At 57.3% G+C, this 22,728-nt stretch carries 25 protein-coding genes; 12 read left to right on the plus strand and 13 right to left on the minus strand.

Annotated elements, in window-relative coordinates; all coding sequences use genetic code 11:
* Positions 1–22: 22 nt before the first annotated feature.
* The gene (thyX, locus tag RUA4292_RS00815) at positions 23–934 is read left to right on the plus strand and encodes an FAD-dependent thymidylate synthase (RefSeq protein WP_058275881.1); all 912 of its coding nucleotides are present in this window, start codon (positions 23–25) and stop codon (positions 932–934) included.
* A 229-nt stretch (positions 935–1,163) separates the two neighbouring features.
* Here thyX and RUA4292_RS00820 read toward each other — a convergent pair whose 3' ends face one another.
* The gene (locus RUA4292_RS00820) at positions 1,164–1,370 is read right to left on the minus strand and encodes a cold-shock protein (RefSeq protein ID WP_010439113.1); all 207 of its coding nucleotides are present in this window, start codon (positions 1,368–1,370) and stop codon (positions 1,164–1,166) included.
* Positions 1,371–1,585: 215 nt separating this feature from the next.
* On the opposite strand from RUA4292_RS00820, the gene RUA4292_RS00825 reads away from it, so the two are divergent.
* Positions 1,586–1,903: an ArsC/Spx/MgsR family protein gene (locus RUA4292_RS00825; RefSeq protein ID WP_058275882.1), complete on the plus strand. Its 318-nt coding sequence runs from the start codon at positions 1,586–1,588 to the stop codon at positions 1,901–1,903.
* A gap of 39 nt (positions 1,904–1,942) precedes the next feature.
* Entirely contained in the window at positions 1,943–2,311 is a 369-nt protein-coding gene (locus RUA4292_RS00830; protein WP_058275883.1) for a hypothetical protein, read from the plus strand.
* A gap of 1 nt (position 2,312) precedes the next feature.
* Here the strand turns inward: RUA4292_RS00830 and RUA4292_RS00835 are convergent, their stop codons facing one another.
* The 5 genes from RUA4292_RS00835 to thrS form a co-directional block, all read right to left on the minus strand.
* Positions 2,313–2,840 (minus strand): DoxX family protein, encoded by a 528-nt coding sequence (locus tag RUA4292_RS00835; RefSeq protein WP_058274133.1) that lies wholly within the window; start codon positions 2,838–2,840, stop codon positions 2,313–2,315.
* A complete protein-coding gene (locus RUA4292_RS00840) occupies positions 2,837–3,598 on the minus strand; it encodes an HvfC/BufC family peptide modification chaperone (RefSeq protein WP_058275884.1) in 762 nt (253 codons plus the stop codon). The genes RUA4292_RS00835 and RUA4292_RS00840 overlap by 4 nt, the downstream gene beginning before the upstream one ends.
* The gene (gene bufB / locus RUA4292_RS00845; RefSeq protein WP_058275885.1) at positions 3,595–4,452 is read right to left on the minus strand and encodes an MNIO family bufferin maturase; all 858 of its coding nucleotides are present in this window, start codon (positions 4,450–4,452) and stop codon (positions 3,595–3,597) included. Before bufB ends, RUA4292_RS00840 begins: the two co-directional genes overlap by 4 nt.
* 70 nt (positions 4,453–4,522) lie before the next feature.
* Positions 4,523–4,825, minus strand: coding sequence for a BufA1 family periplasmic bufferin-type metallophore (locus RUA4292_RS00850; RefSeq protein WP_058275886.1), 303 nt, complete (start codon positions 4,823–4,825; stop codon positions 4,523–4,525).
* Between the two features lie 222 nt (positions 4,826–5,047).
* Positions 5,048–7,006, minus strand: coding sequence for a threonine--tRNA ligase (gene thrS / locus RUA4292_RS00855; RefSeq protein WP_058275887.1), 1,959 nt, complete (start codon positions 7,004–7,006; stop codon positions 5,048–5,050).
* A gap of 195 nt (positions 7,007–7,201) precedes the next feature.
* On the opposite strand from thrS, the gene RUA4292_RS00860 reads away from it, so the two are divergent.
* From RUA4292_RS00860 to RUA4292_RS00880, 5 genes are all read left to right on the plus strand, one after another.
* Entirely contained in the window at positions 7,202–7,951 is a 750-nt protein-coding gene (locus RUA4292_RS00860; RefSeq protein ID WP_058275915.1) for an alpha/beta hydrolase, read from the plus strand.
* Positions 7,948–8,943 carry an alpha/beta hydrolase gene (locus tag RUA4292_RS00865; protein ID WP_145974802.1) on the plus strand — a complete coding sequence of 332 codons (996 nt, stop codon included), beginning with the start codon at positions 7,948–7,950 and terminating at the stop codon, positions 8,941–8,943. The genes RUA4292_RS00860 and RUA4292_RS00865 overlap by 4 nt, the downstream gene beginning before the upstream one ends.
* Positions 8,943–9,371, plus strand: coding sequence for a VOC family protein (locus RUA4292_RS00870; protein ID WP_058275888.1), 429 nt, complete (start codon positions 8,943–8,945; stop codon positions 9,369–9,371). Before RUA4292_RS00865 ends, RUA4292_RS00870 begins: the two co-directional genes overlap by 1 nt.
* Positions 9,372–9,388: 17 nt before the next feature.
* Positions 9,389–10,003 carry a hypothetical protein gene (locus RUA4292_RS00875; protein WP_058275917.1) on the plus strand — a complete coding sequence of 205 codons (615 nt, stop codon included), beginning with the start codon at positions 9,389–9,391 and terminating at the stop codon, positions 10,001–10,003.
* An 84-nt stretch (positions 10,004–10,087) separates the two neighbouring features.
* Positions 10,088–10,804, plus strand: a complete 717-nt coding sequence (locus RUA4292_RS00880) for an alpha/beta fold hydrolase (protein ID WP_058275889.1) — start codon at positions 10,088–10,090, stop codon at positions 10,802–10,804.
* On the opposite strand, the gene RUA4292_RS00885 is transcribed toward RUA4292_RS00880, so the two are convergent.
* On the minus strand, positions 10,795–11,379 hold the full coding sequence (locus RUA4292_RS00885) for a DUF6151 family protein (RefSeq protein ID WP_058275890.1): 585 nt from the start codon (positions 11,377–11,379) through the stop codon (positions 10,795–10,797). The genes RUA4292_RS00880 and RUA4292_RS00885 overlap by 10 nt on opposite strands.
* A gap of 5 nt (positions 11,380–11,384) precedes the next feature.
* A complete protein-coding gene (phaZ, locus tag RUA4292_RS00890) occupies positions 11,385–12,656 on the minus strand; it encodes a polyhydroxyalkanoate depolymerase (RefSeq protein ID WP_058274101.1) in 1,272 nt (423 codons plus the stop codon).
* A 110-nt stretch (positions 12,657–12,766) separates the two neighbouring features.
* On the opposite strand from phaZ, the gene RUA4292_RS00895 reads away from it, so the two are divergent.
* The 4 genes from RUA4292_RS00895 (at position 12,767) to RUA4292_RS00910 (ending at position 16,608) form a co-directional block, all read left to right on the plus strand.
* Positions 12,767–14,569: a PHA/PHB synthase family protein gene (locus RUA4292_RS00895; RefSeq protein WP_058275891.1), complete on the plus strand. Its 1,803-nt coding sequence runs from the start codon at positions 12,767–12,769 to the stop codon at positions 14,567–14,569.
* Positions 14,570–14,701: 132 nt separating this feature from the next.
* On the plus strand, positions 14,702–15,148 hold the full coding sequence (locus tag RUA4292_RS00900; RefSeq protein WP_058275892.1) for a phasin family protein: 447 nt from the start codon (positions 14,702–14,704) through the stop codon (positions 15,146–15,148).
* Positions 15,149–15,283: 135 nt separating this feature from the next.
* A complete protein-coding gene (gene phaR / locus RUA4292_RS00905) occupies positions 15,284–15,838 on the plus strand; it encodes a polyhydroxyalkanoate synthesis repressor PhaR (RefSeq protein ID WP_058274099.1) in 555 nt (184 codons plus the stop codon).
* 11 nt (positions 15,839–15,849) lie between these two features.
* Positions 15,850–16,608, plus strand: coding sequence for a trypsin-like serine peptidase (locus tag RUA4292_RS00910; protein ID WP_058275893.1), 759 nt, complete (start codon positions 15,850–15,852; stop codon positions 16,606–16,608).
* Between the two features lie 6 nt (positions 16,609–16,614).
* Here RUA4292_RS00910 and RUA4292_RS00915 read toward each other — a convergent pair whose 3' ends face one another.
* From RUA4292_RS00915 to RUA4292_RS00935, 5 genes are all read right to left on the minus strand, one after another.
* Complete coding sequence (locus RUA4292_RS00915; RefSeq protein ID WP_058275894.1) at positions 16,615–17,829, minus strand: DegT/DnrJ/EryC1/StrS family aminotransferase; 1,215 nt, start codon at positions 17,827–17,829, stop codon at positions 16,615–16,617.
* Between the two features lie 113 nt (positions 17,830–17,942).
* Positions 17,943–19,247 carry an NAD(P)/FAD-dependent oxidoreductase gene (locus tag RUA4292_RS00920; RefSeq protein WP_058275895.1) on the minus strand — a complete coding sequence of 435 codons (1,305 nt, stop codon included), beginning with the start codon at positions 19,245–19,247 and terminating at the stop codon, positions 17,943–17,945.
* A gap of 8 nt (positions 19,248–19,255) precedes the next feature.
* On the minus strand, positions 19,256–20,614 hold the full coding sequence (locus RUA4292_RS00925) for a glutamine synthetase family protein (protein ID WP_058275896.1): 1,359 nt from the start codon (positions 20,612–20,614) through the stop codon (positions 19,256–19,258).
* On the minus strand, positions 20,614–21,294 hold the full coding sequence (locus RUA4292_RS00930; RefSeq protein ID WP_058275897.1) for a type 1 glutamine amidotransferase: 681 nt from the start codon (positions 21,292–21,294) through the stop codon (positions 20,614–20,616). The genes RUA4292_RS00925 and RUA4292_RS00930 overlap by 1 nt, the downstream gene beginning before the upstream one ends.
* Before the next feature lie 59 nt (positions 21,295–21,353).
* Positions 21,354–22,673 carry a glutamine synthetase family protein gene (locus tag RUA4292_RS00935; RefSeq protein WP_058275918.1) on the minus strand — a complete coding sequence of 440 codons (1,320 nt, stop codon included), beginning with the start codon at positions 22,671–22,673 and terminating at the stop codon, positions 21,354–21,356.
* Between the last annotated feature and the right edge of the window lie 55 nt (positions 22,674–22,728).

Raw genomic sequence — 22,728 nt, forward strand, 5'->3', positions numbered from 1 at the left:
TCATTGCTGGAAAGGAAATTTCATGCCGCTGTCCTCTGACCAACTGGCCGAGATCGAAGCGCAACGGGCGCAATCGCATCCAACACGCCGCGTTGTGGCTGAGGGGATGGAAGACCACCTCTATACCGCGCATCAGGTGCTGGATCACGGCTTTGTACGCGTCATTGACTACATGGGGGATGACGCAGCAATTTGTCAGGCGGCACGCGTATCTTACGGCAAAGGCACCAAATCGGTGCAGAACGATGAGGGTCTGATCCGCTATCTGATGCGGCACTGGCACTCGACCCCGTTCGAGATGTGCGAGATCAAACTGCACGTCAAACTGCCGGTCTTTGTCGCCCGACAGTGGATTCGTCACCGGACCGCAAATGTGAATGAGTATTCTGCGCGGTATTCTATTCTGGATCGAGAGTTTTATATCCCTGCACCGGACCACGTGGCCGCACAATCCGAAGTGAACAATCAGGGTCGCGGCGACGCCCTGCAAGGGGAAGAGGCAGCCCGCGTTCTAGAAATGCTCAAGGCCGACAGCGCGCGGTGTTATGACAATTACGAAGCCATGATCAACCAGGATGGTCAACAGGGGTTGGCGCGAGAACTGGCGCGGATGAACCTGCCTGCGAATATCTACACGCAGTGGTACTGGAAGGTGGACCTGCACAACCTGTTCCATTTCCTGCGTTTGAGGGCCGATCCACATGCTCAGTACGAAATCCGCGTTTACGCCGACATGATGTGCAAGATCGTCGCCGACTGGGTGCCCTTCGCGTATAGAGCGTTCGAAGATTACCGTTTGGGTGCGGTCAACCTTTCGGCGCAGATGGTTGATAGCCTGCGACGCATGTTGGCCGGTGAAACTGTGACGCAGGAAAACTCGGGCATGACGGCACGGGAATGGCGCGAGTTCCAGGCTGTCATTCGCGAGGGTTAAAGCCGACAGAACTCTTTCTTCTGATGTCATGACGCCTTTTTGAGTGGTTCATGACATCAGTCATCAGTGTGATGCGTGAACGCTCGGAAATCGTGGTGTTCGGCTAAAACGAAAGCACTCATGCCGATACCAAACCGACGCGAGGGTAAGGTTTCAAACCCTTGAGAATGGACAACGGCCGGAAATTGGCCGTTGGCCTGCTTTTAGTACCCGCAGATGACGGGGTGTTTTATAACGGCTTCAAATCAGAGGCCATTTGTCGGCCGTCGCGTCCGTCTTCCAACTCATACGAGACTTTCTGATTGTCAGCGAGTCCGGTCAGACCGGACCGTTCTACGGCCGAGATATGAACAAAAACGTCCTTGCCACCTTCGTCAGGGGCAATAAACCCATAGCCTTTCGTGGTATTAAACCATTTCACGGTGCCAGTTGGCATTTCCCGTGTCTCCTTCTACTTACACGTTGTCCCACAAATTGGTGGGGGCAGTGGTTGACGCAACCACAACGCATCACCGCTTCGCCCACACGACGCAGCCCGAATTGTGTGTTTCGTCTTTTTCAACATTGCACGGTGAAGTAAAAAATCAAGAATAACTGGATGTAGCAGGCAAAAATGCCAAAAATTCATACAAGTACAGGAACGGTCCCAAAATGCGTCTATATGGCCTGAAAAACTGTGATACTTGCCGTAAGGCATTGAAAGAAATTAAAAATATTGAATTTGTAGACGTTCGCGCGCAAGGAGTTCCCGATTCTGTCCTGACAGAGGCGTTTGATACCTTCGGCGAAGCTTTGCTCAATACCCGGTCAACAACTTGGCGTGGATTGGACGCGGAACAACGCACGCGACCACCTTTGGAGTTGCTGAAGGAACACCCGACTTTGATGAAGCGCCCCTTGATCGAAGATGACGGTACGTTGTTGTTGGGCTGGACCGCGAAAACCAAGGCAAGCCTTGGCGTTGCCTGATCGGGCGCTTATGTGTCTGACGTAAATATGAGGGTTTAAATGCGCAACGCATCAATGATTTTGGGCGTCATTGCCGGTTTGATCGGAATGATTGTTGGCTTTTTTGGCTATGGCTATATCGAATTCATTAACCATTACGGCGAGATCGAAGGCCTTGCTGAGCAAGTGGACAACGTACAGTTCATCCAGACCGCTTCCATTATTGCGCCTTTGCTGGCCATCGCGGGGGGCGCAATGGCCCATGCGCGGGCTCTGATCGGTGGAATATTGCTGCTGATCTCAGCCGTCGGCATGTATTTCGCGTTTGGATTCAACGTCTTCACGATGTTTCCGGTGGCCTTTGCCGCCGTGGCAGGCATCCTTGGGCTGGCCGCGGGAAAACCGGACGAGCCCAAGGCACATTTCTAGGTCATTTCACGTGCAGGGCCCGGTCGACAGACAAGGGGCCTGCGCCGTTGATCACGATAACGAGCAGCACGAAAGTCCAGAGCGTCCGCTGGTCCAGCACATTTGGTGCGGCGGTAAAAAAGCTTCCCAGCGCTGCGCCATGCCCGGTGACGTCGACAATTGTCTGAACCCAGACAAAACCGATCATACCCAAGGCCGCCAGCCGGGACAGAAGCCCGACCAGAATCAAGGCTGGCAGCAGGAACTCAGCCCAGGTGCCGGCAACTGCGATCACCCAATAAGAAAAGCCAAGTTGTGAACTGTCATAGCTGACGGCTTCCATTGCTTTGGGAAAAATCTGGACGTATGCACCGTCAGACGGGAACAGGAAACCCAAAATGCCGCTGCCTAGTTTGGTGGTTGCTGAGTTCCAATAGTAGACAAGCAGCGTCGCGGCAAAAACCACCCGGGCCAGTGTTGGCGTGAGCCAGCCAGAGGTCATTTCCAGCCGTCCCAGGGTATTATTGTGAAAAGAGATCAGGGCAGTCATGTTGCCAGCCTTTCGATAGACACAGAAGTAATTGCGCCGCCCTGCAAAAGCAGCGCCAGAGTGGCCCCAAGGTCAAATTCGGGGAATTCGGCAAAGGTTTGTTCAAATGCCTCGCCAATGGTAAGTCCGGCCTGAACGTGCGCAATCCAGTCCGCTCCGCCCTTGGGTAGCAAATGCGGGGCCGGGTCGAATTCGGGTCGGGTGATCAGGACGTCTTCGGACCCTGGGGCAGGTTTTGGTGCACCCTCTTCGGAATTGAAGCGCCAGATCGAAAACAGCGGCCAATCTGACCGAAGAACCTTCATCGATGGCGCAAACTCCAGCTTTGCCAGAACGATCTCTTCCGGTGGGATGGCCAGAGCATCATGCGGTGCTGCCTGGCTGTCGGCAGAGTGGTAGGACCGGCGCAGCGCCAGTTCCAGACGCGCGACGTCGGCAAGGTAGCCAAGGTGCGACAACTGCTCCATCCCGGCAAGGAATTCGGGGAATTCCTCACCGTAGAACATCATCAGCGGTGAAGAAGGGGGGTGTTTGCGCAGGAAAAGCCCGGCAAGCCCATCCATGTTCTGTGTGCCCAACAGTCGTGCGATCACGGGAAAGGCCTGATGCATCGCTTCGGTCAGCGAAACAGCCACGTTGTTGCGGTAAACGCTGAACCGCCGCCCGGCAGGGCGTTCTGCGGCATCCCACAAACCGTCCGGAACGGCCGCCGATGGGTCAAGCAGGGCTGCGCAGAATGTGGTTTGCGAAACGCTCATGCGGGGATGCGGTCCAGTGCCGCCTGCGCCCGATCTGCTTCAGCCCGAAGAACGGACCAATCGGGTACGTCCGTATCCCATTCGATCAGAACGGGTTTGGGACCGGAACGGTCCAACACGTAATCCAGCAACGTCCACACCGGATCAACGACTTCGCGACCGTGGCTGTCGATCAGCAAGGGACGACCATGGTCGTCTTCGTCTTCGTCATGACCGCCAAGGTGGATCTCGTGGACATTGTCCAGCGGGTAGGCGTCGATGTAGCTCTGCGGCGAGAAGTCCAGATTGGTGGCCGACACAAAGACGTTGTTCACGTCCAGTAAAAGACCACATCCTGTCCGACGTGCGATTTCCCGCAGGAAGTCAGGCTCGGACCATGTACTTTCTTCAAAAGCCAAATAGCTGGATGGGTTTTCCAACAGCATTTGCCGCCCCACGGTTTCCTGAACCTGGTCTATATGGGCACAGATACGCTCCAGCGTTTCGTCCGTGTAGGGCAGGGGCAGAAGATCGTTCAGGAAATGACTGTCATGGGTCGACCAGGCCAGATGCTCGGAAAAGCTGGCCGGATTCAGCCACCCCACCAAGTGTTTCAGGCGCGCCAGATGATCGGTGTACAGGGGACCTTCTCCACCGATCGAGAGGCCAACGCCGTGGACGGAAATGGGGAATTTTTCAGAGAGATGGCGCAATTGCGCAAGCGGCCTGCCGCCGTCACCCATGTAGTTTTCGGCGTGGATTTCAAGCCAGCCGACCGGATGCGCATGGTCCAGAATCTGGTCGTAATGCTGGGGTTTATACCCGACGCCCGGTGCCGCGGGCAGCCTGTTCGATCGAAGTGAACTATCCAGCATGTGCAAATCCTCCGGTCACGAAAAGAGGCGGGCGATAGGGCCCGCCCCTCCGATTCTCAGATGCTTGGGCTTATGCCGGCAGGTCGCGCTCCAGCGGTTCCAGCGAACCTTCACGCGCTGCACCATCTGCCGACTTGGGCAGTTCGATATCGGCGCAGGTTCCAGCGTCAACCAGTGTCCAGGCATTGCCCTGATAGTCAACGGTCGAGGTGCCCGCGCAGGTGGTGCCGGGGCCAGCGGCACAGTCGTTCTGACCGGCCAGCGAAACGCCATAGCATTTCTCTTTGGCTTGTGCGGAGGCGGTTGTGGCGACGCCGGATACGGCTGCTGCAACTGCGCTTGCGATAACCAGGGTTTTTGCGGTGTTCGACATCTCGGTAATCCCTTTTGATGACTGCGTATGTCTTCTTGTGACAATGACAAAGGTAGTAGCTAAATCGGGGCAGGTGAATTCACGAGCCCGTGTCTCACAACCCCGTCAAAAAGCGTAATGCCCTCTTGAAGGTTAACAAACTGTTTTTGAATTGAAAAATGGAAAATGTTTCAATCCGACCCCGAATTTGGGGTCGGATTTCGTGCGAATTATCGCCGAATGTTACAGAAGGTCGGGCGGGGTAGCCGCCAAAGACAACTCTTTTGTTACAGCTTCAAGCGATTGAACCTGTGTCTGTTTTTCGCCAAGGCGGCGCACACTTACGGTACGCTCGTCAACTTCGCGGTGACCGACGGCGAGAATGATCGGCACCTTGCCGACCGAGTGCTCACGGACCTTGTAGTTGATCTTTTCGTTGCGAATATCCGCCTCGGCCCGCACGCCTGCGGCCTTGAGCGTTTCGACAACTTCCAAAACATAGTCATCCGCCTCGGACGTGATCGAGGCGACCACCACCTGACGCGGGGCCAACCAGAACGGAAGCTTGCCAGCGTGCTCTTCGATCAGGATACCGATGAAGCGTTCGAACGAGCCCAATGTCGCACGGTGCAGCATGAACGGACGATGCTTGGCACCATCGGCTCCGATAAAGTTGGCATCCAGACGTTCGGGCAAGTTAGGGTCAACCTGCAAGGTGCCGCACTGCCATGTCCGGCCGATCGCGTCGGTCAAGGTGAATTCCAGTTTGGGGCCGTAGAACGCGCCTTCGCCTTCCAGAACCTCATAGTCATAGCCCGCTGCCCTACAGGCATCACCCAGCGCCTTTTCGACCAGATCCCAGCTTTCATCCGACCCGATCCGCTTTTCCGGGCGGGTCGACAGTTTGATGGTCCAGTCATGAAACCCGAGGTCAGCATAGACCTTGGACAGGAACGCAATGAACTTGGCGGTCTCAGATTCGATCTGTTCCTCAGCGCAGAAAATATGGCCGTCATCCTGCGTAAAGCCACGGACCCGCATAATCCCATGCAAAGCGCCCGAGGGTTCGTACCGCGCGCAAGATCCGAACTCGGCCATGCGCAGAGGCAGATCGCGATAAGACTTCAAACCCTGATTGAAAACCTGCACGTGACACGGGCAGTTCATCGGCTTCAGCGCATTGATCGCCTTTTCGCGGGCGTGTTCTTCGTCGACTTCGACGATGAACATGTTCTCTTGATACTTGTCCCAGTGGCCAGACGCTTCCCACAGCTTGCGGTCCACGACCTGCGGCGTGTTCACTTCGACATAGCCGTCTCGTTCCTGCATCCGGCGCATATAGTCCTGCAGGGTGGTGTAGATTTTCCAGCCGTTCGGATGCCAGAAGATCTGGCCCGGCGCTTCTTCCTGCATGTGGAACAGGTTCATCTCGCGCCCCAGCTTGCGGTGATCACGCTTGGCAGCCTCTTCCAGCATATGCAGGTGCGCTTTCAGCTTTTCCTTGCCGGTGAAGGCCACGCCATAAATGCGCTGCAGCATCGCGCGGTCGCTGTCGCCACGCCAATAGGCGCCAGCAATGCTCATCAGCTTGAAGGCGTCGCCCGGCAACTGGCCGGTATGCTGCAAATGCGGGCCACGGCAGAGGTCCTGCCAGTGGCCGTGCCAGTACATGCGAAGCGGTTCGTCACCCGGAATGGCTTCGATCAGCTCGACCTTATAAGGCTCGTTATTGGCCTTGTAGAATTCGATTGCGCGCTGACGGTCCCAAATTTCGGTGGTCACGGGATCGCGCTTGTTGATGATCTCTTTCATCTTTTTCTCGATGAGGCCGAGATCTTCGGGCGTGAACGGTTCTGCCCGGTCGAAATCATAGTACCAGCCGTTGTCAATCACGGGGCCGATGGTGACCTTGGTTGCAGGCCAGATTTCCTGCACCGCGCGCGCCATCACGTGCGCGAGATCATGACGGATCAGCTCGTTGGCCTGTTCCTCATCTTTCATGGTGTGGAGGGCGATCTGCGCGTCAGATTCGATGGGCCACTGCAGGTCCCAGTGCTGGCCGTTCACGGTGGCCGAGATGGCCTTTTTGGCCAGTGAGGTCGAGATGTCGGCAGCCACCTGCGCGGGCGTCACGCCTGCGTCGAAGGATCGGGAATTGCCATCGGGAAAAGTAAGGGAGACTGACTGTGAGTCCAGGGCCATATCGGCTCTCCTCGTCGGTTTGGCGCCCACTGAACGCCCGGTTGCGGGTTATGTGTGTTTGATCCATTTGGCAGTTGCAGCATGACCTGTCAAGCACCCAACCGCGCTGTGGCTGACGCGGCGGGAGGTTCGAAATCGGGAATTGCAGCCACCGGGCAGCCGTGCATGATGAACCCCAAAAGGAAAGAGGGCGACATGGCAGTGACGGATTTTCTGGACACGGCGCAAGGGCGGCGGCTGGCTTATCACAAAAGCGATGGGGCAGGGCCGACGGTTGTATTTTTGGGCGGGCTGAAGTCTGACATGGAGGGCACCAAGGCAGTGCATCTTGAAGCTTGGGCCAAGGCGCGCGGTCAGGCATTCCTGCGGTTCGATTACTCGGGCCATGGCGAGAGCTCGGGCAATTTTGAGGACGGATGCATCGGCGACTGGCACGAGGATGCGTTGGCCGCGGTGACTGCGCTAACCGATGGGCCGCTGATCGTGGTCGGGTCGTCGATGGGTGGCTGGCAAGCGCTTTTGCTGGCGAAGGCAATGCCGGATCGGATTGCAGGGATGGTTACCATCGCTGCCGCGCCTGATTTCACTGAAGACGGTTATTGGGCGTCGTTTTCAGACGCGCAGAAACAAGCGCTTGAGACGGTCGGGCATGTCGAATTACCGTCGGACTATATGGAGCCCTATATCATCACGAAGCGCATGATTGAGGACGGAAGACAGCAGTTGGTTCTGCGGGATGCAATTAATCTTCAGTTTCCGGTGCGTTTTCTGCAAGGAACCGCGGATACTGCTGTTTCCACCGCAACCGCTGTGCGCCTTGTAGAACATGCCACCGGTCCAGATTTGCGCCTGCTCTTGGTCAAGGATGCTGACCACAGATTCTCGGACGGGCCGTGCCTGGAAATCATCGAAAACGCTGTGCTTGAAGTGATGGGCGCGCAATGATCCGGGGCTTGGGCAAAGCCATCGGCCGTGTTCTTCTTGTGCTGCTTGCGGCTGGTGCCCTGATTTATTGGTTCGGTCCGCGCGAAGAGGTGAACCTGAACCCGACATTTGAACCGCGCAAGTTTGGCGAAGGAGTGCAGGTCTATTTCGAAAGCGTCGAGTCCGCTTTCAATGACATCACTCCTGGTGTCGAGAAACGGGTTGTCTGGCAAGACGGGTTCAAGGAACAGCGCACCCCGGTTTCCATATTGTATTTGCATGGGTTTTCCGCCTCGTCCGAGGAAATTCGTCCAGTGCCGGATATGGTCGCCGAAGCGCTGGGGGCCAATCTGGTCTACACCCGCTTGCAAGGTCACGGGCGTAGTGGGGAGGCAATGGCCGAAGGCACTGCCTCGGGCTGGATACAGGATATGGCCGAAGGGTTGGCCGCCGCCCGTGCGGTGGGCGAACAGGTCGTCGTGATTTCAACCTCCACCGGCGGAACGCTGGCTGCGGCGGCGTCATTGGACGATGCGCTGATAGAGAATGTAGCCGGTTTGGTCTTTGTCTCTCCGAACTTTGGTGTGAACACGCCCGGTGCTTGGATACCGGGCCTTCCATGGGCGCGAAGCTGGTTGCCATTGATCATGGGGGAAGAACGGGACGTCTCGGGGCCGGATCCCGAGAAGAACAAGTACTGGTCGTCGGTTTATCCGTGGGAGGCAGTTGTGCCTATGACCGCCTTGGTTGAAACTGTTTATGCCATGGACTTCTCGCAGGCGCGTGTCCCGGCGCTGTTCTGGTTCTCGGACGATGATCAGGTTGTGCGCCCGGACTTGACCCACAAGGTGGCCGAAGCTTGGGGCGGACCTGCTAGTGTTCAGACGGTTACGATGGGGCCGGGGGATGACCCATCATCCCATGTCATTGCCGGACATTTGATGTCTCCGGGACAGACTGATGCTGCGGTCGCTGGTATTTTGGCATGGTTGAAAGAGCAGGGGATCGAATGATGGAACAGCGCGTCAGCTTGATAACGGTCGGAGTGGAAGACCCGGAAGCCGCAGCCGTGTTCTATGAAAAGATTGGGTGGAAACGTGTCGACAGCCCGGACGGTGTGATTGCCTTTGATCTGATCGGGCAGACGCTGGGGCTGTATCCTCTGCCGGCACTGGCCGATGGGATTGGTGTTGACGTGGGCACCTTGGGCCATGGGGCGCTGACGCTTAGCTGTAACTGCCGGTCAAAGGAAGATGTCGCGCTGGTATTAAGCAAGGTTCAAGCCGCTGGTGCCGAGGTTCTTAAACCGGCCTCGGATGTGTTCTGGGGCGGGCATCACGGTTATTTCCGCGCACCCGAAGGCACGATCTGGGAGGTCGCTTTCAACCCGTTCTCACCTCTGGCCCCTGATGGGGCGTTTCGTTGGAACGGGTACGGGTGATGCGTAAGCCGGGTAGCATGTGGAGCCTTGAAAACCTTGGCCGCGTACGCTTGTCCAAGCACTTTTTCATGCGGGATTTTCTTTATTCTGAGATCGGAAATTTCCATGAAAAACAAAATCTTCCCGACAATCCAGATCTTGCCATCGAAACAGGCGGCGCCTTTTGCCAGACGTTGCTTGACCCGTTAGAAGAGACGTTCGGACGCGTAGCAGTCCGGTCCGGTTACCGATCGCCGTCGTTGAATCAATATGGCAATGAAAACCGGCTGAACTGCGCCCGAAACGATAATCCACTGGAGTGCCATATCTGGGATTGGGGCACCGGCGATGATCGGATTGCCGGGGCGTCGATTGTCATTCCGTGGTTCGCGGATCGTTACACGGAAGGCCGGGATTGGCGCGATCTGGCGTGGTGGATGCACGATCATCTGGAATATTCCGAGATTTGGTTTTTCCCAAAACTCTGTGCTTTCAATCTGGTGTGGCGGCCAATTCCCCTAAGGCGTATCGACAGCTACATCGCCCCGCGCGGGAGCCTGTTGCGTGCGGGCGAAAATCCGGGCGAAGACCTGAAGACTCGTCAAAAGCGCTATGCGGATTTTCCCACGTTTCGCGGTATTGCCTATCCGTGAAGTTTAACTTGTTCAGGCCGAAAAAACCTCTCATCCTGTTAAAAAACAAAGCCACTCAAGAAGCTGAGACGAAGGAGGCCGCGATTGATCGAGCCGCTGGTTCTATTGCCCGGATTGATGTGCGATTCTAGGGTATTCGCCCCTCAGATCGCGCACTTTTCCCGTCAGCGTGCGGTCACGGTTGCGCCGGTTTCGCTGGGCGAGCGGATTGAAGAGATCGCCTCGGGCCTTTTGGATCAACTGCCACACCGCTTTGCGCTTTCGGGGTTTAGTATGGGTGGTGTGGTGGCTCTTGAACTTATTCGTCGCGCACCCGATCGGATTTCGCGCCTGTGCCTTATGGCCACCGATGCGCAGTCCGACACGCCGCAGATCGCGGCGACACGAGAAGAGTATATGGTTGGTGCCAAGGCCGGGCGGCTTGAAGAGGTTATGCGAAAGATCCTTGGGTCAGATACGTTGGCCCCTGGGCCAAGGCGCGTTCCCATTCTGAGTGACGTGACTGCCATGGCATTGGATCAGGGGGCAGATGTGTTCGAACGCCAGATGCGCGCTTTGCAGCGGCGTCCGGATCAGCAAGGTGCGCTGCGAATGATCAAGGTTCCCACGCTGGTCTTGTGTGGGGCGCATGACCTGCTGACACCAGTAAGAAAGCACGCCTTTATGGCAGATCTGATCCCAAATTCGGAACTCAATGTGGTTGAGGATGCGGGGCATTTGCCAACGCTCGAAGCGCCTCAGGTCGTCAATGAAGCGCTTGAGAACTGGTTAAATATGCCTGCGCGAACCACCTACGGGTAAAGGGCTGCGCGTTCGGATTTGCTGAGGATCACAGGCTCGGCAACCGGGTCGAAAGTGCCTGGGTCGAAAAAGGGTGTGTTCTTCCAACTGCCTGACATCCGCGATTTCGCGACGCGGGTCACCAGCCCGTATACGGCCGACCCAATCTTTTCATGGGTCTGTTTGCCGTGGCCTGTGGGAATAAACCCGCGCGTGGTGATCGGCCCCAACCCACTTGGGTCGGGGATACGTTTGACGATAAAACCTGCGAATGGGAACTTCGGCGTTGTTGGTGTGGTCGCCAGTGGCGCATTGCAGCAACTGGCATACCAGCGCATCATCCCTTTGGGGCTCAGTTGCATCAGCGCGAGATGCTCGACACCGCCGTCGAAAAGGATCTCTTCCGGAAGCATCTGCAGGATTTCAACAGGACCGGGGGCAGGATCGGGTTGCCCAAAATACAACTGAGCCGCGCGGCAATCGTGACAGTAGCACACGACATGTGTGCCGCGTTTCACGCCTGCGGCGCTGATCCGTCCATGTAGGGAACCGCAAGAGCAGGAAAATGGGGTGTCTTTCGCCACTTTCCTGCTCATGATTTTTAAGCCACTTTGTTTTTGTTTGCGGCGCGACGCTTTGGTTTGCGCGTATTTGCATTCATGAAGTCAATCACAAGCGGTCGGATGTTATCCCGCCAGCTGCGGCCTGCAAAAATGCCATAGTGACCCGCGCCGGGTTCGACGTGGCTTGCCTTTTTTGCATCCGGCAAACCGGTGCAGAGTTCAAGCGCGGCAATACACTGGCCGGGCGCCGAGATATCATCATTTGCGCCTTCAACCGTTTTGACCGCAACATCGGTGATTTTGCCGATATCGACCTTGTGACCTGCGACAACGAACTCATTGCGGGCGATCTCGCGGTCTTTGAACACGCGCTCGACCGTGGAAAGGTAAAACTCGGCGGGCATGTCCATGACCGCCAGGTATTCATCGTAAAAGCGGTTATGCGCATCGTGATCGGACGCTTCGCCTCGCATCACGCGCTGGATCTGATCGGTGAACGCTTTGGAGTGGCGATCCCCGTTCATCGACATGAAGGACGCCAATTGCAGCAAGCCTGGGTATACCATGCGGCCGACGCCTTTGTATTTGAAGCCGACGCGCTGGATCATTGTTTCTTCCAGCTGTCCCATGGTCACACGACGGCCGAAATCGGTCACGTCGGTCGGGGTTGCATCAGGGTCAACCGGACCACCGATCAGGGTCAATGTGTTGGGCTGGGCCTTGGGCTCCACCTCGGCCAGATAAGCGGTTGCGGCAAGCGTCAGAGGGGCGGGCTGGCAAACGGCAACAACATGAGTGTCCGGGCCCAGCTCTTTCATAAAATCGACAAGATACAGCGTGTAGTCCTCGACATCGAACTTGCCTTCGGAAACAGGGATATCACGCGCATTATGCCAATCGGTTACGTAAACCTCACAATTGACCAGCAGACTTTTGACCGTGGAACGCAACAAAGTCGCGTAGTGGCCAGACATTGGCGCCACCAGCAGCACCTTGCGGGGTTGTTCTTCGCGTCCATTGACGCGAATATGGATCAGGTCGCCAAATGGGCGCTCCATTACGGGAACAATATCAACAAGGTGGTCTTTGCCATCCTCACACGTGAACGTTCGAATACCCCAGTCCGGCTTTGCGATCATGCGCTGAAACGTGCGTTCGGTCACCTCGCCCCATGCAGCCATCATGCTGAACGCAGGATTGGGTATCATGGAAAACAGTGGGTAAGACGCCATAGCACTGGCCGTTGCCCCCATCCATTGGTTCGTGTTGCGCATGGTTTCCATAAGGTCGTAGGTCATCATGTAGCGCATATAGGGGGCCTCCTGGCTGCCGGTGTGAGTGTCGGACCATTCGTCGCTTTGCTCCCCAAGCCCACGACGATTATTCTGCACAGCAGCGAGGTTAAGGGGGAATTGTTAAAATGACAACAAGTGAACACCAGACACCGGAGCTATCCCCGGAACACCTTGAGAGGCTTAAAGAAAATATGGACAAGGTGGAGGAGCTTTCGAAGCGGCTTGTTGATGCGATGTCGGGAAAGAAGGGTCATAACCCTGCTTTGGACGGTCCGAATCAAGAGCTTTATGCAAAGGCAGCATCGGCGTATTGGGCTGAAGCGATGCAAAATCCAGCTCGGCTTATGGAGCAGCAGATCGAGTTCTGGGGCCAGTCTGTTATGAACTTTGCCGAGGCGCAGCAGGCGCTGGTGGGCAGCGAGGCAGAAGAGGCCGCATCGGGTCCTCGGGACAAGCGGTTTTCCAACCCCTTGTGGGATACCAATCCGTATTTCAAATTCATCCGTCAGCAGTATCAGACAAATGCCGATGCCATCGCGCAGGCGGTGGCTTCGGTCGAGGATCTGGATGTGCAGGACAAGCAGCGGCTGGCGTTCTTCTCGCAGCAGATCATCGACATGATGTCGCCGACGAACTTTCTGGCGACAAATCCCGATGCGCTGGAAAAAGCGGTCGAGACGGAAGGCCAGTCACTGATCCAGGGTCTGGAAAACCTGGTAGCCGATCTCGAGGCCAATGACGGTGAGATGGTTGTGAAGCTGGCCGATGACAGCGCCTTTGAGGTCGGCGGCAATATCGCGACGACGCCCGGCGATGTGGTCTATCGCAACCGGTTGATGGAGCTGATCCAGTACAAGCCTGCGACCGAGACGGTGCACGAAACGCCGCTGGTGCTGTTCCCGCCCTGGATCAACAAGTTCTACATTCTGGACCTCAAGGCGCAGAACAGCCTGATCAAATGGGTGACTGATCAGGGATATACCCTGTTCGTGGTCAGCTGGGTGAACGCCGATGAATCCCATGCCGATATCGGCATGGAGGATTATATCCAGGACGGATTCCTGACCGCGATCAAGGAGGTCAAGGCGATTTGCAAGGTCAAGCAGGTCAACGCGGTCGGCTATTGCATCGCGGGCACCACGCTGAGCCTGACGCTGTCGCTGCTCAAGCAGCGCGGCGACAAGTCGATCAAATCGGCCACGTTCTTCACGGCCCTGACCGACTTTGGCGATCAGGGAGAGTTCACGCCCTTCCTGCAGAACGACTTTGTGGATGGGATTGAGGATCAGATCTCGGAGGACGGGGTTCTGAAAGCGTGGATCATAGGGCGCACGATGTCATTTCTGCGCTCCAAGGACCTGATCTATGGGCCTGCGATCCGCAGTTATATGATGGGTGAAACACCGCCCGCGTTTGATCTGCTGTTCTGGAACGGGGACGGGGCCAATCTGCCGGGCCGCATGGCGGTGCAGTACTTGCGCGGCCTGTGCCAGCGCAATGACTTTGTCACCGACGGGTTCGAGCTGCTGGGGCATAAGCTGCATGTGCGCGACGTGGACGTGCCCTTGATGGCGATCACCTGCGAGACCGATCACATCGCGGCGTGGAAGGCGTGTTATCGCGGGGTGCAGCAGATGGGGTCGCGGTCGAAGACCTTCATCGTCTCGGAGTCGGGGCATATTGCGGGTATCGTGAACCCGCCCAGCAAAAAGAAATACGGTCACTACACAAACACCGACCTGAAGGCAGATCAGGAGACCTGGTTGAAAGAGGCCACGTATCACGAAGGCTCCTGGTGGCCCCGGTGGGAGGCCTGGCTGAAGAAGCGGTCAGGAAAACAGGTGCCCGCGCGTGCGACCGGCGATTCGGCCCATCCTGCCCTGGCCCCGGCGCCTGGGACCTATGTGCGGGTCAAGGCAAGTATTTGATTTCAATGCGCCTTGCAGAATTATGCCGCAGCGCAGCAAGAAAAATCTTGCAATGCTGCATTGCGGCATCCATATTGTCCTCAAGCTGATGAAAACCGGGGTGGGCTCGGTTCGGCAAAAGGACTTAGGACAATGGCAAAGACGCAAGACTTCACCGCGACCCTGAAAGACGTTATGGGCGCGTTCCCTGTTGACACCACCGCTCTGGAAGGTGCTTTCAAGTCGACCGCGACGCTGAACGAAAAGCTGTCGGGTGTTGCACTGGAAGCGGCTGAAAAGTCGGCTGAGATCTCGAGCAAATGGACTAAGGACACCCTGGCCAAGCTGACCGAGATGTCGAAAGCCAAGGCAGAGCCTGCAGACTACGCCAAAGCGGCCACAGACTTCGCCAGCGCATCGGCTGAAGTTGCAGCTGAAAACATGGCAGCCTTCGCAGAGATCGCGAAAAAAGTGCAGTCCGAAACCGTTGAGCTGCTGATGGCAGCCGGCAAAGACGTAGCCGAAGACACAACCGCGGCCGTCAAAAAAGCCACCAACGACGTGACCGCAGCTGCCAAGAAAGCAACTGCTGCCAAGTAAGCAATCGCCGCGAGGCGCACCCACTCCTCCCAATCGGTGCTATCGCGCAGGGCAGGTCGAAAGACCTGCCCTTTCTTTTTGTGCTGCGCTCGCATAATCTCTGCTGCAATGCATCATCCTTGGGGAGGGTAAACGGTGTCGGAACAAGAAAAACCACTGTTGATCAAACGTTATGCCAGCCGTCGGCTGTATAACACCGAGACCAGCGACTACGTCACGCTTGAAGATATCGCGTCATTTATTCGGGACGGGCGCGAAGTGCAGATCATTGACCTTAAATCTGGTGATGATCTGACGCGGCAATATCTGCTGCAAATTATTGCTGAACACGAAAGCCGCGGCGAAAACGTGCTGCCGGTCAATGTGCTGAACGATCTGGTGCGCAGCTACATGTTGCCGGGTGGCGGTGTGATGCCACAATTCCTGCAAAGCTCATTCGAGATGCTGCGGGAAAACCAGAGCAAGATGATGGAAAACATGAGTGCGATGAATCCGATGTCTCAGATGCCGGGGTTTGATGCAATGCAGGCCCAGCAGCAAGCATTCCTGAAAGCTATGACTGGTGGTCTGTCCGGCGGATGGTCCGGCCCGGACAAAGACGATGACGCCAAATCCGAGCCCAAGGAAGATTTGGACGACATCAAAAAACAGTTGGCGGAACTGCAGCAAAAGCTGTCCAAGCTTAACTGACGCGGCCAAAGATGCGCTGGTTGATCCTGAGTATCACGATACTTTGGATGCAACCCGCGTTGTCGCAGGGCATTTTCTCAGACCAGTGGTCCCAAATTTGTACATTGGGGACACGGGCCGCAGCCGGATGTGATGCGATTCGTGCACGCGAAATTCTTGCGGCCGATCAGCCACCGTGGCGCGCGATTGGACGTGTTAATTTTGCCAGTCGGGATCAGAAGTCCCATTGCACCGGGGTTCTTGTTTCGGACAATCTTGTCCTGACTGCGGCGCATTGCCTTTACAACACACCGCGTCAGCGGTGGATTCCACCCTCAAGCATCCGTTTTGCCGCCGGTTATCAGCGCGGAGAAGCCGCTGCGGTTTCAGGAGTGAAAGCGTATCGGGTTCATCCTGAACAGGGCGTTGAAGGCCGGTTTGATGACAGAGCAAACTTGGATTGGGCGGTTCTGGAACTCAGTGCACCGATTGGGCAGCAAGTCGGCTATCTGCCGCTGGGGGATGATAGCGCCACTAGCACGTTTGTTGCGGGGTATCCCGGTATCCGGCCCCATGTGCTGAGCAAAACAAAGACCTGCCAGCCGCGCCGCCATTCAAGCGGGGTTTTGCTGGCGACATGTCCAGTCATGATGGGGGATTCTGGTGCGCCTTTGTTGGTCGAGATGGACACTGGATTGCAGGTTGTCGGAATCCTATCCCGCGTGGCCGCAACCCCCAAGGGGATCACAGCGCTGTTTTTGCCGGTCGATCTGTTTGACCTTGGAGCCTAGTTTTCGTCAGGTTCCGTACACCGGAACCGGGCCTGTAACCTCGCCCACAGACGCCAGCAGGATATCCGAAATCACATCCAGCTCTTCGCGCGTCAGGCGCACAGGCAACCGGACATCGCAGGCCTTCATAAGCATTGCGCGGGTTTGCGGTAGCTCGAACTTTTCCGGCAGGAATTGCCAGTTCCAGAATGCGCGGGCGTTGTCCTGGCTCAGACCAAAGACCTGAACTTTGACGCCACGCGCCTCAGTCGCCGCAGCGAAGGCGCGGATATCGTTGTCGTCCATGTCCACCAGGTTGAACTGTATGGAATCCGGTGCCCGGCGTTCGGGCTCCAGAGGGGCAGGGACGTCGATATGGGGCGATGTATTCAACCGGTCTGCAACATAGTCGTGGTTGGACAGGCCGTCACGCACACGACGCGCAAGTTCCGGGATTTGTGGCCGGATCACCGCAGCGCTCAGATTGCTCATCCGCAAGTTATAGAGCGGCAATTGGTTCTGCCAGCGGGCAAACGCCTGCTCCAACTCGGGCGAGTTGTCGCCTTGCGGTCCCTTGTGCTTCTTCCAGTTATGTTCATACGCGCCCGACATAATCACGGCTTGCGCCACCAGATCGGCGTCGTCGGTGATCAGAATACCGCCTTCGCCTGCGTTAATCATCTTGTAGGACTGGAACGAGAAACAGCCGATCTTGCCGATCGTGCCGATATTGCGCCCGTGCCAGGTTGTGCCTAGCGAGTGCGCCGCGTCCTCGATCACAGGGATGTCGCGCGCGTCACACAGCGCCATGATGGCATCCATGTCCGAGGTGTGGCCGCGCATATGGCTGATGATCACGGCCTGAACGCCGTCCAGCTTGGCCTCGAAATCGACCATGTCGATGCGATAGTTTTCACCGACTTCGCACAGGACCGGAATGCAGTCTGCGTGCACGACCGAAGACGGAACGGCGGCGAAAGTGAAGCCTGGGATCAATACCCGCGCATCCCGCGGCAGGCCGAGCGCTTTGAGGGACAGGAACAGAGCGGCCGAGCAGGAGGATACCGCCAGGGCAAATTTACTGCCCAGCAGCTTGGCAAATTCGGCCTCAAGCAAGGCAACCGGTGCGTCCTGCGGCGCGGTATAGCGAAACAGATCGCCTGACTGCATCAGGGCGTCGATGGATTCTTTTGCTGCTGGGGGGATTGGTTCGGCGGCATGAACGTTTGGTGGAAGCGTCATATTTGATTTTCCCAAATTCTATCTTTGGGGAAGATAAAGCTAAACAAAATGCAATCCAAGCCTTCATTCGCCCCTAAGGCGAAATTTCACCGATCTGAAAAAGTTCTCAAGTGTTAGAAGCTCAACCGGTCCCGCAGCGCGAACCATGTCATCGCAAGCACCAGCAGCGGGCTACGCAGGGCGGGGCCTCCGGGGAAAGGCAGGGCTGGGACGCGGGCCATTGTGTTAAACCCTTCGGCTTGCCCCTGGATGGCCAGCGCCATCAGTTGACCCGCATGCGTGGCCGTGCCGACCCCGTGCCCGGAATAACCCGACGCGGACAGGATATTGGGCGCGATCCGCGCCAAGTATGGCATCCGACGCATTGTGATGGCCAGAGTGCCGCCCCAAGCGTAGTCGATCTTTACATCTTGTAAGTGCGGAAAGATCTCGGTCATGGGTTTGCGAACGGTCGCGGCGATGTCGCTGGGAAAACGGTAACCGTAGCTTTCGCCGCCGCCAAACAGCAGGCGACCATCGGCGCTGAGGCGGAAGTAATTCACCACGAACTTGGTGTCGGCCACGGCGACGTCTTTTGTCAGGACGCGGGCTGCATCCACGCCCAAAGGCTCGGTTGCGGCGATGAAGTTGTTGATGGGCATGACCTTGGTGGCCACCTTGCGGTTCAGATCGCCGAGATATCCGTTGCAGGCCAGAATAACGTGGTCTGCCGTCACCTTGCCGTGTGCGGATTTCACAACGGCTGGTGTGGCTTCTTCGACGCCCAGAACCTCGGTGCTTTCACAGATGCGTACGCCGGCTTTGTCCGCTGCCTGAGCCAGCCCCAACGCAAAATTCAGCGGGTGCAGATGCGCCGCGCCCATATCCAGATAGCCGCCCCGATAAGAGGGCGAAGGGCACAATGCCTGACCTGCGCCTTCGTCCAGAACCTCCATCTGGTCATAACCATAGCGGTCGGACAGATGAACCGCGTGATCATGAAGCTCTTGCTGCTCACCTTGGCTGAGGCCCAGAACGGCCACGCCGGGTTTCAGATCACAGTCGATCTGGTGTTTCGCAATCAGGGATTTGACCAGATCTTTTGCGTCTTCGGCCAGGTCCCACAGCTTGGCGGCGTCATCATCGCCGACCAGTCGCTCGAGGTCTTCCTGATCCATACGCTGCGCACTGCCCAGCTGACCGCCATTGCGGCCTGATGCCCCAAAGCCAACGCGGTGCGCCTCGAGCAATACGACGTCGAACCCTGCTTCGGCCAAATGCAACGCGGCGGACAGGCCGGTATACCCGCCGCCCACGATGCAAACATCAGCCTTCACATCGCCGGACAGCGAGGGGAATCGATCCACCGGACTGGCCGTCGCAGCGTACCAGCTGGCCGGGTACTCGGCCTTGCGGTCGTTGGAGTAAAGCAGATTCATCGGGTGCCTCAGACATTCATCAGCAGATGTTCGCGCTCCCACGGAGAGATGACCTGCAGGAACTCCTCGTACTCGGCCCGTTTTACGATGCCATAGACGCGGGCGAACTCAGGGCCCAGAACTTCGTGCAAGGCAGTGGCCTCATCAAACAGGTCCAATGCGTTGCCCATCACTTGCGGGATGTCACCTTCGCCCTCATAGGCATCACCATAGAATTGACGGCGCGGGCGTTCTTGCCGGGTCAGGCCCAGATAACCACAGGCCAGGGACAGAGCGATGCCCAGATAAGGGTTGCAATCCATCCCTGCGATCCGGTTTTCCACGCGGCGTGCCTCGGGACCGGACAGGGGCACGCGAATGCCCGTTGTGCGATTGTCACGCGCCCATTCCAGATTGATCGGTGCGGCGTGGTCTTTCACATAACGGCGGTAGGAGTTCACGTATGGGGCCATCACGGCCAGACCAGCTGGCAGGTGGTTTTGCAGCCCGGCGATGAAATTGTAGAACGCGTCCGTTTCACCGCCCTGTGGGCCGGAAAAGATGTTCTGGCCTGTTTCCATGTCGATAATCGAGTGGTGGATGTGCATCGCCGAGCCCGGCTCATCTTCGATCGGTTTTGCCATGAACGTGGCAAAGCAGTTGTGGCGCAGCGCGGCCTCGCGGATCAGACGTTTGAAGTAGAACACTTCGTCGGCCAGTTTGACGGGGTCGCCATGGCGCAGGTTAATCTCTAGCTGACCCGCGCCCCCTTCCTGCGTGATGCCGTCGATCTCGAACCCTTGATGCTCGGCGAAATCATAGATGTCGTCGATTACAGGTCCGAACTCGTCCACCGCGGTCATCGAATAGGCCTGCCGCGCGGCCGCGGGGCGGCCCGAACGGCCCATCATGGGTTTGATTCCATGCGCCGGGTCGACATTGGGGGCGACCAGAAAGAACTCCATCTCGGGCGCGACGATGGGGTCCCAGCCTTTGTCGTGATACAGCTGCACAACACGCTTCAACACGTTACGCGGGCTGAAGGGGATCGGCTCACCATCCCGGTCGTAGGCGTCGTGAATAACCTGCAATGTCCAGTCACCCGTCCACGGCGCGGCAGATACGGTAGAGAAATCAGGTTTCAGGATCATATCCCGTTCGATAAACCCGTCCTCACCCGCTGCTTCGCCCCAATCGCCGGTGATGGTTTGATAAAAGATGCTGTCGGGCAGGTGGAAATAAGTCTGCCGCGCGAACTTGCTGGCAGGTACGGCCTTGCCGCGCGCAATGCCCGGCAGGTCCGAGATGATGCATTCGACCTCATCCAGCCGGTGGCCGGAGATATAGGTTGTTGCTGCTTCTGGCAGCTGGTCTGTCCAGTTGGCCATCAGGCCCTCTCTTTCTTCAGAAATTCTGCCATGTGCCGTCCGATGGTCGCGTTGTCGTCGGGGCCGGGCAGCCGGTTAGCGGCAGCTTCCATCAACGGGTCGGGAACCACACCCTTGCCGCGCGTTTCCATCAAGCCCTGAATAAAGGCATCGCCGTATTCCGGGTGGGCCTGCACGGTCCAGATGTTGTCGCCATAACTTACCATCGCATTACGGCAAAAGTCGTTGGCGCCGATCACACGCGCGCCTTCGGGCAATTCAACAACCTGATCCTGATGCCAGGCATTCAGGGTGACGGATTGGCCATCCAAGTCATATTCGGTGCGCCCCACGGCCCAGCCACCGGTAAACTTTTCTACTTTGCCGCCAAGCGCCTGCGCGATGATCTGGTGGCCAAAGCACACACCGATCAGCGGACGACCGCTGTGTTGAACGGCGCGGATTAGATCTTCGAGCGGTGGTATCCACGCATGATCCTCGTACGCGCCATGGCGCGAGCCGGTGATGATCCAGCCATCAGCCTGAAACGCGTCCTTGGGGAATTGGCCGTCTACAACGGCGAAGGTTTCGTAGGTAAAGCCATTGCCGTCCAGCAGCGCGGCAAACATCGCGTCATATTCGCTGAATTTGTCCTGCAGTTCATCAGGTGGATGGCCGGTCAGTAGGATGCCGATTTTCATGGGTCACCAAATTTGATCAAATTTATTCTAGCCCAGCGGATGCGGGCGGGCAAGAGGGCTCATACGGCTTCGACATAACTCAGCCAATGGTTTTCGGATGGGCGTTCGGCGAACCGCCTGATTTCCTGTCGCTTGGTCATGGCGAAATAGCGGATCAGGTCGGCCGGAAAGATGCGCGCGACATTGGGGTCTGTTTCGAATGCTGCAATGGCTTGGGTCCAGTCGGCAGCCAATTGCGGCAGCCCGCCGACCTCATAGGCATTTCCCGAAATCGGGGCAGGCGGTTCCGATTGATCTTCGATGCCGTTCATGGCGCCCCCCAGAACAGCGGCCAACATCAGATAGGGGTTGATGTCCCCACCGGCGACGCGGTGTTCGATCCGCCGTGCGACCGGCGCGCCACCGGGAATGCGCACAGCCGCAGTGCGGTTCTCATAGGCCCAACACGCACCGGTTGGGGCGTGCGCGCCCGGGACCAGACGCGTGTATGAATTCCCGTGTGGTGCAAAGACAAGCGTACATCCGGGCATCGCCGTTAGGCATCCCGCCACCGCCCAGCGAAGAAAATCGGTGCCTTCGGGTCCACCGTTGTCAAACACGTTGCGGCCCTGTTGATCCACAACCGAGAAATGGACATGCATCCCGTTGCCAGCGTCATCGGCGTAGGGTTTCGCCATGAAAGTTGCGGTGAACCCGTGTTTACGGGCAAGGCCACGCGCCAAGGCCTTAAAAAGCCATGTATCATCGGCACAGCGCATGGCGTTTTGGTGATTCAGGTTGATTTCGAACTGGCCAATACCGCTTTCCGAGATGGCGGTTTGCGCGGGAACTCCCATCGCAACGCACCCGTCATAAAGGTCGGTGAAGAACGCATCGAAGGCATCCATTTCTGCCATCGACAGGACTGCTTCATCCTCCAGCCGTCGCCGGGTCACAGGATTGACCGGCGGCTGCGGATGCGCACCTGAGGCGTCTAGCAAGGTGAACTCCAGCTCTGTCGCCGCAATGACCGACCAGCCACGCTGTGCATAGCGATCAAGGACAGAGGCAAGTGCATGCCTGGGGTCGCCAGCAAACGGGGTGCCTTCGTCGTCATACAGGCACATGGGGACCAGGGCGGTTTCCGTTTCCAGCCAAGGCACTGGCACTGGGCCGCGCTCGGTCGGAAGCAAGACACCATCTGCGTCACCGGATTCGAATACCAGCGGGCTGCCGTCGATATCCGCGCCCCACAGGTCGACATTCAACGCTGAAAACGGCATGCGCAGCGTGCCTTTGTCCAGCTTGTCGGCGTAAGAGGGCGGCACACGCTTGCCTCGCATCTGACCATTCAGGTCACATGCGGCAACGCGAAAACTGTGCAGGGCGCTCAGATCCATCACTGACTCCATTACTCTGGCTACCCGAGGTGTAATAGAGGCGCGAACCGTTGTC

This window comes from Ruegeria atlantica (assembly GCF_001458195.1).
GTDB classification, from domain to species: domain Bacteria; phylum Pseudomonadota; class Alphaproteobacteria; order Rhodobacterales; family Rhodobacteraceae; genus Ruegeria; species Ruegeria atlantica.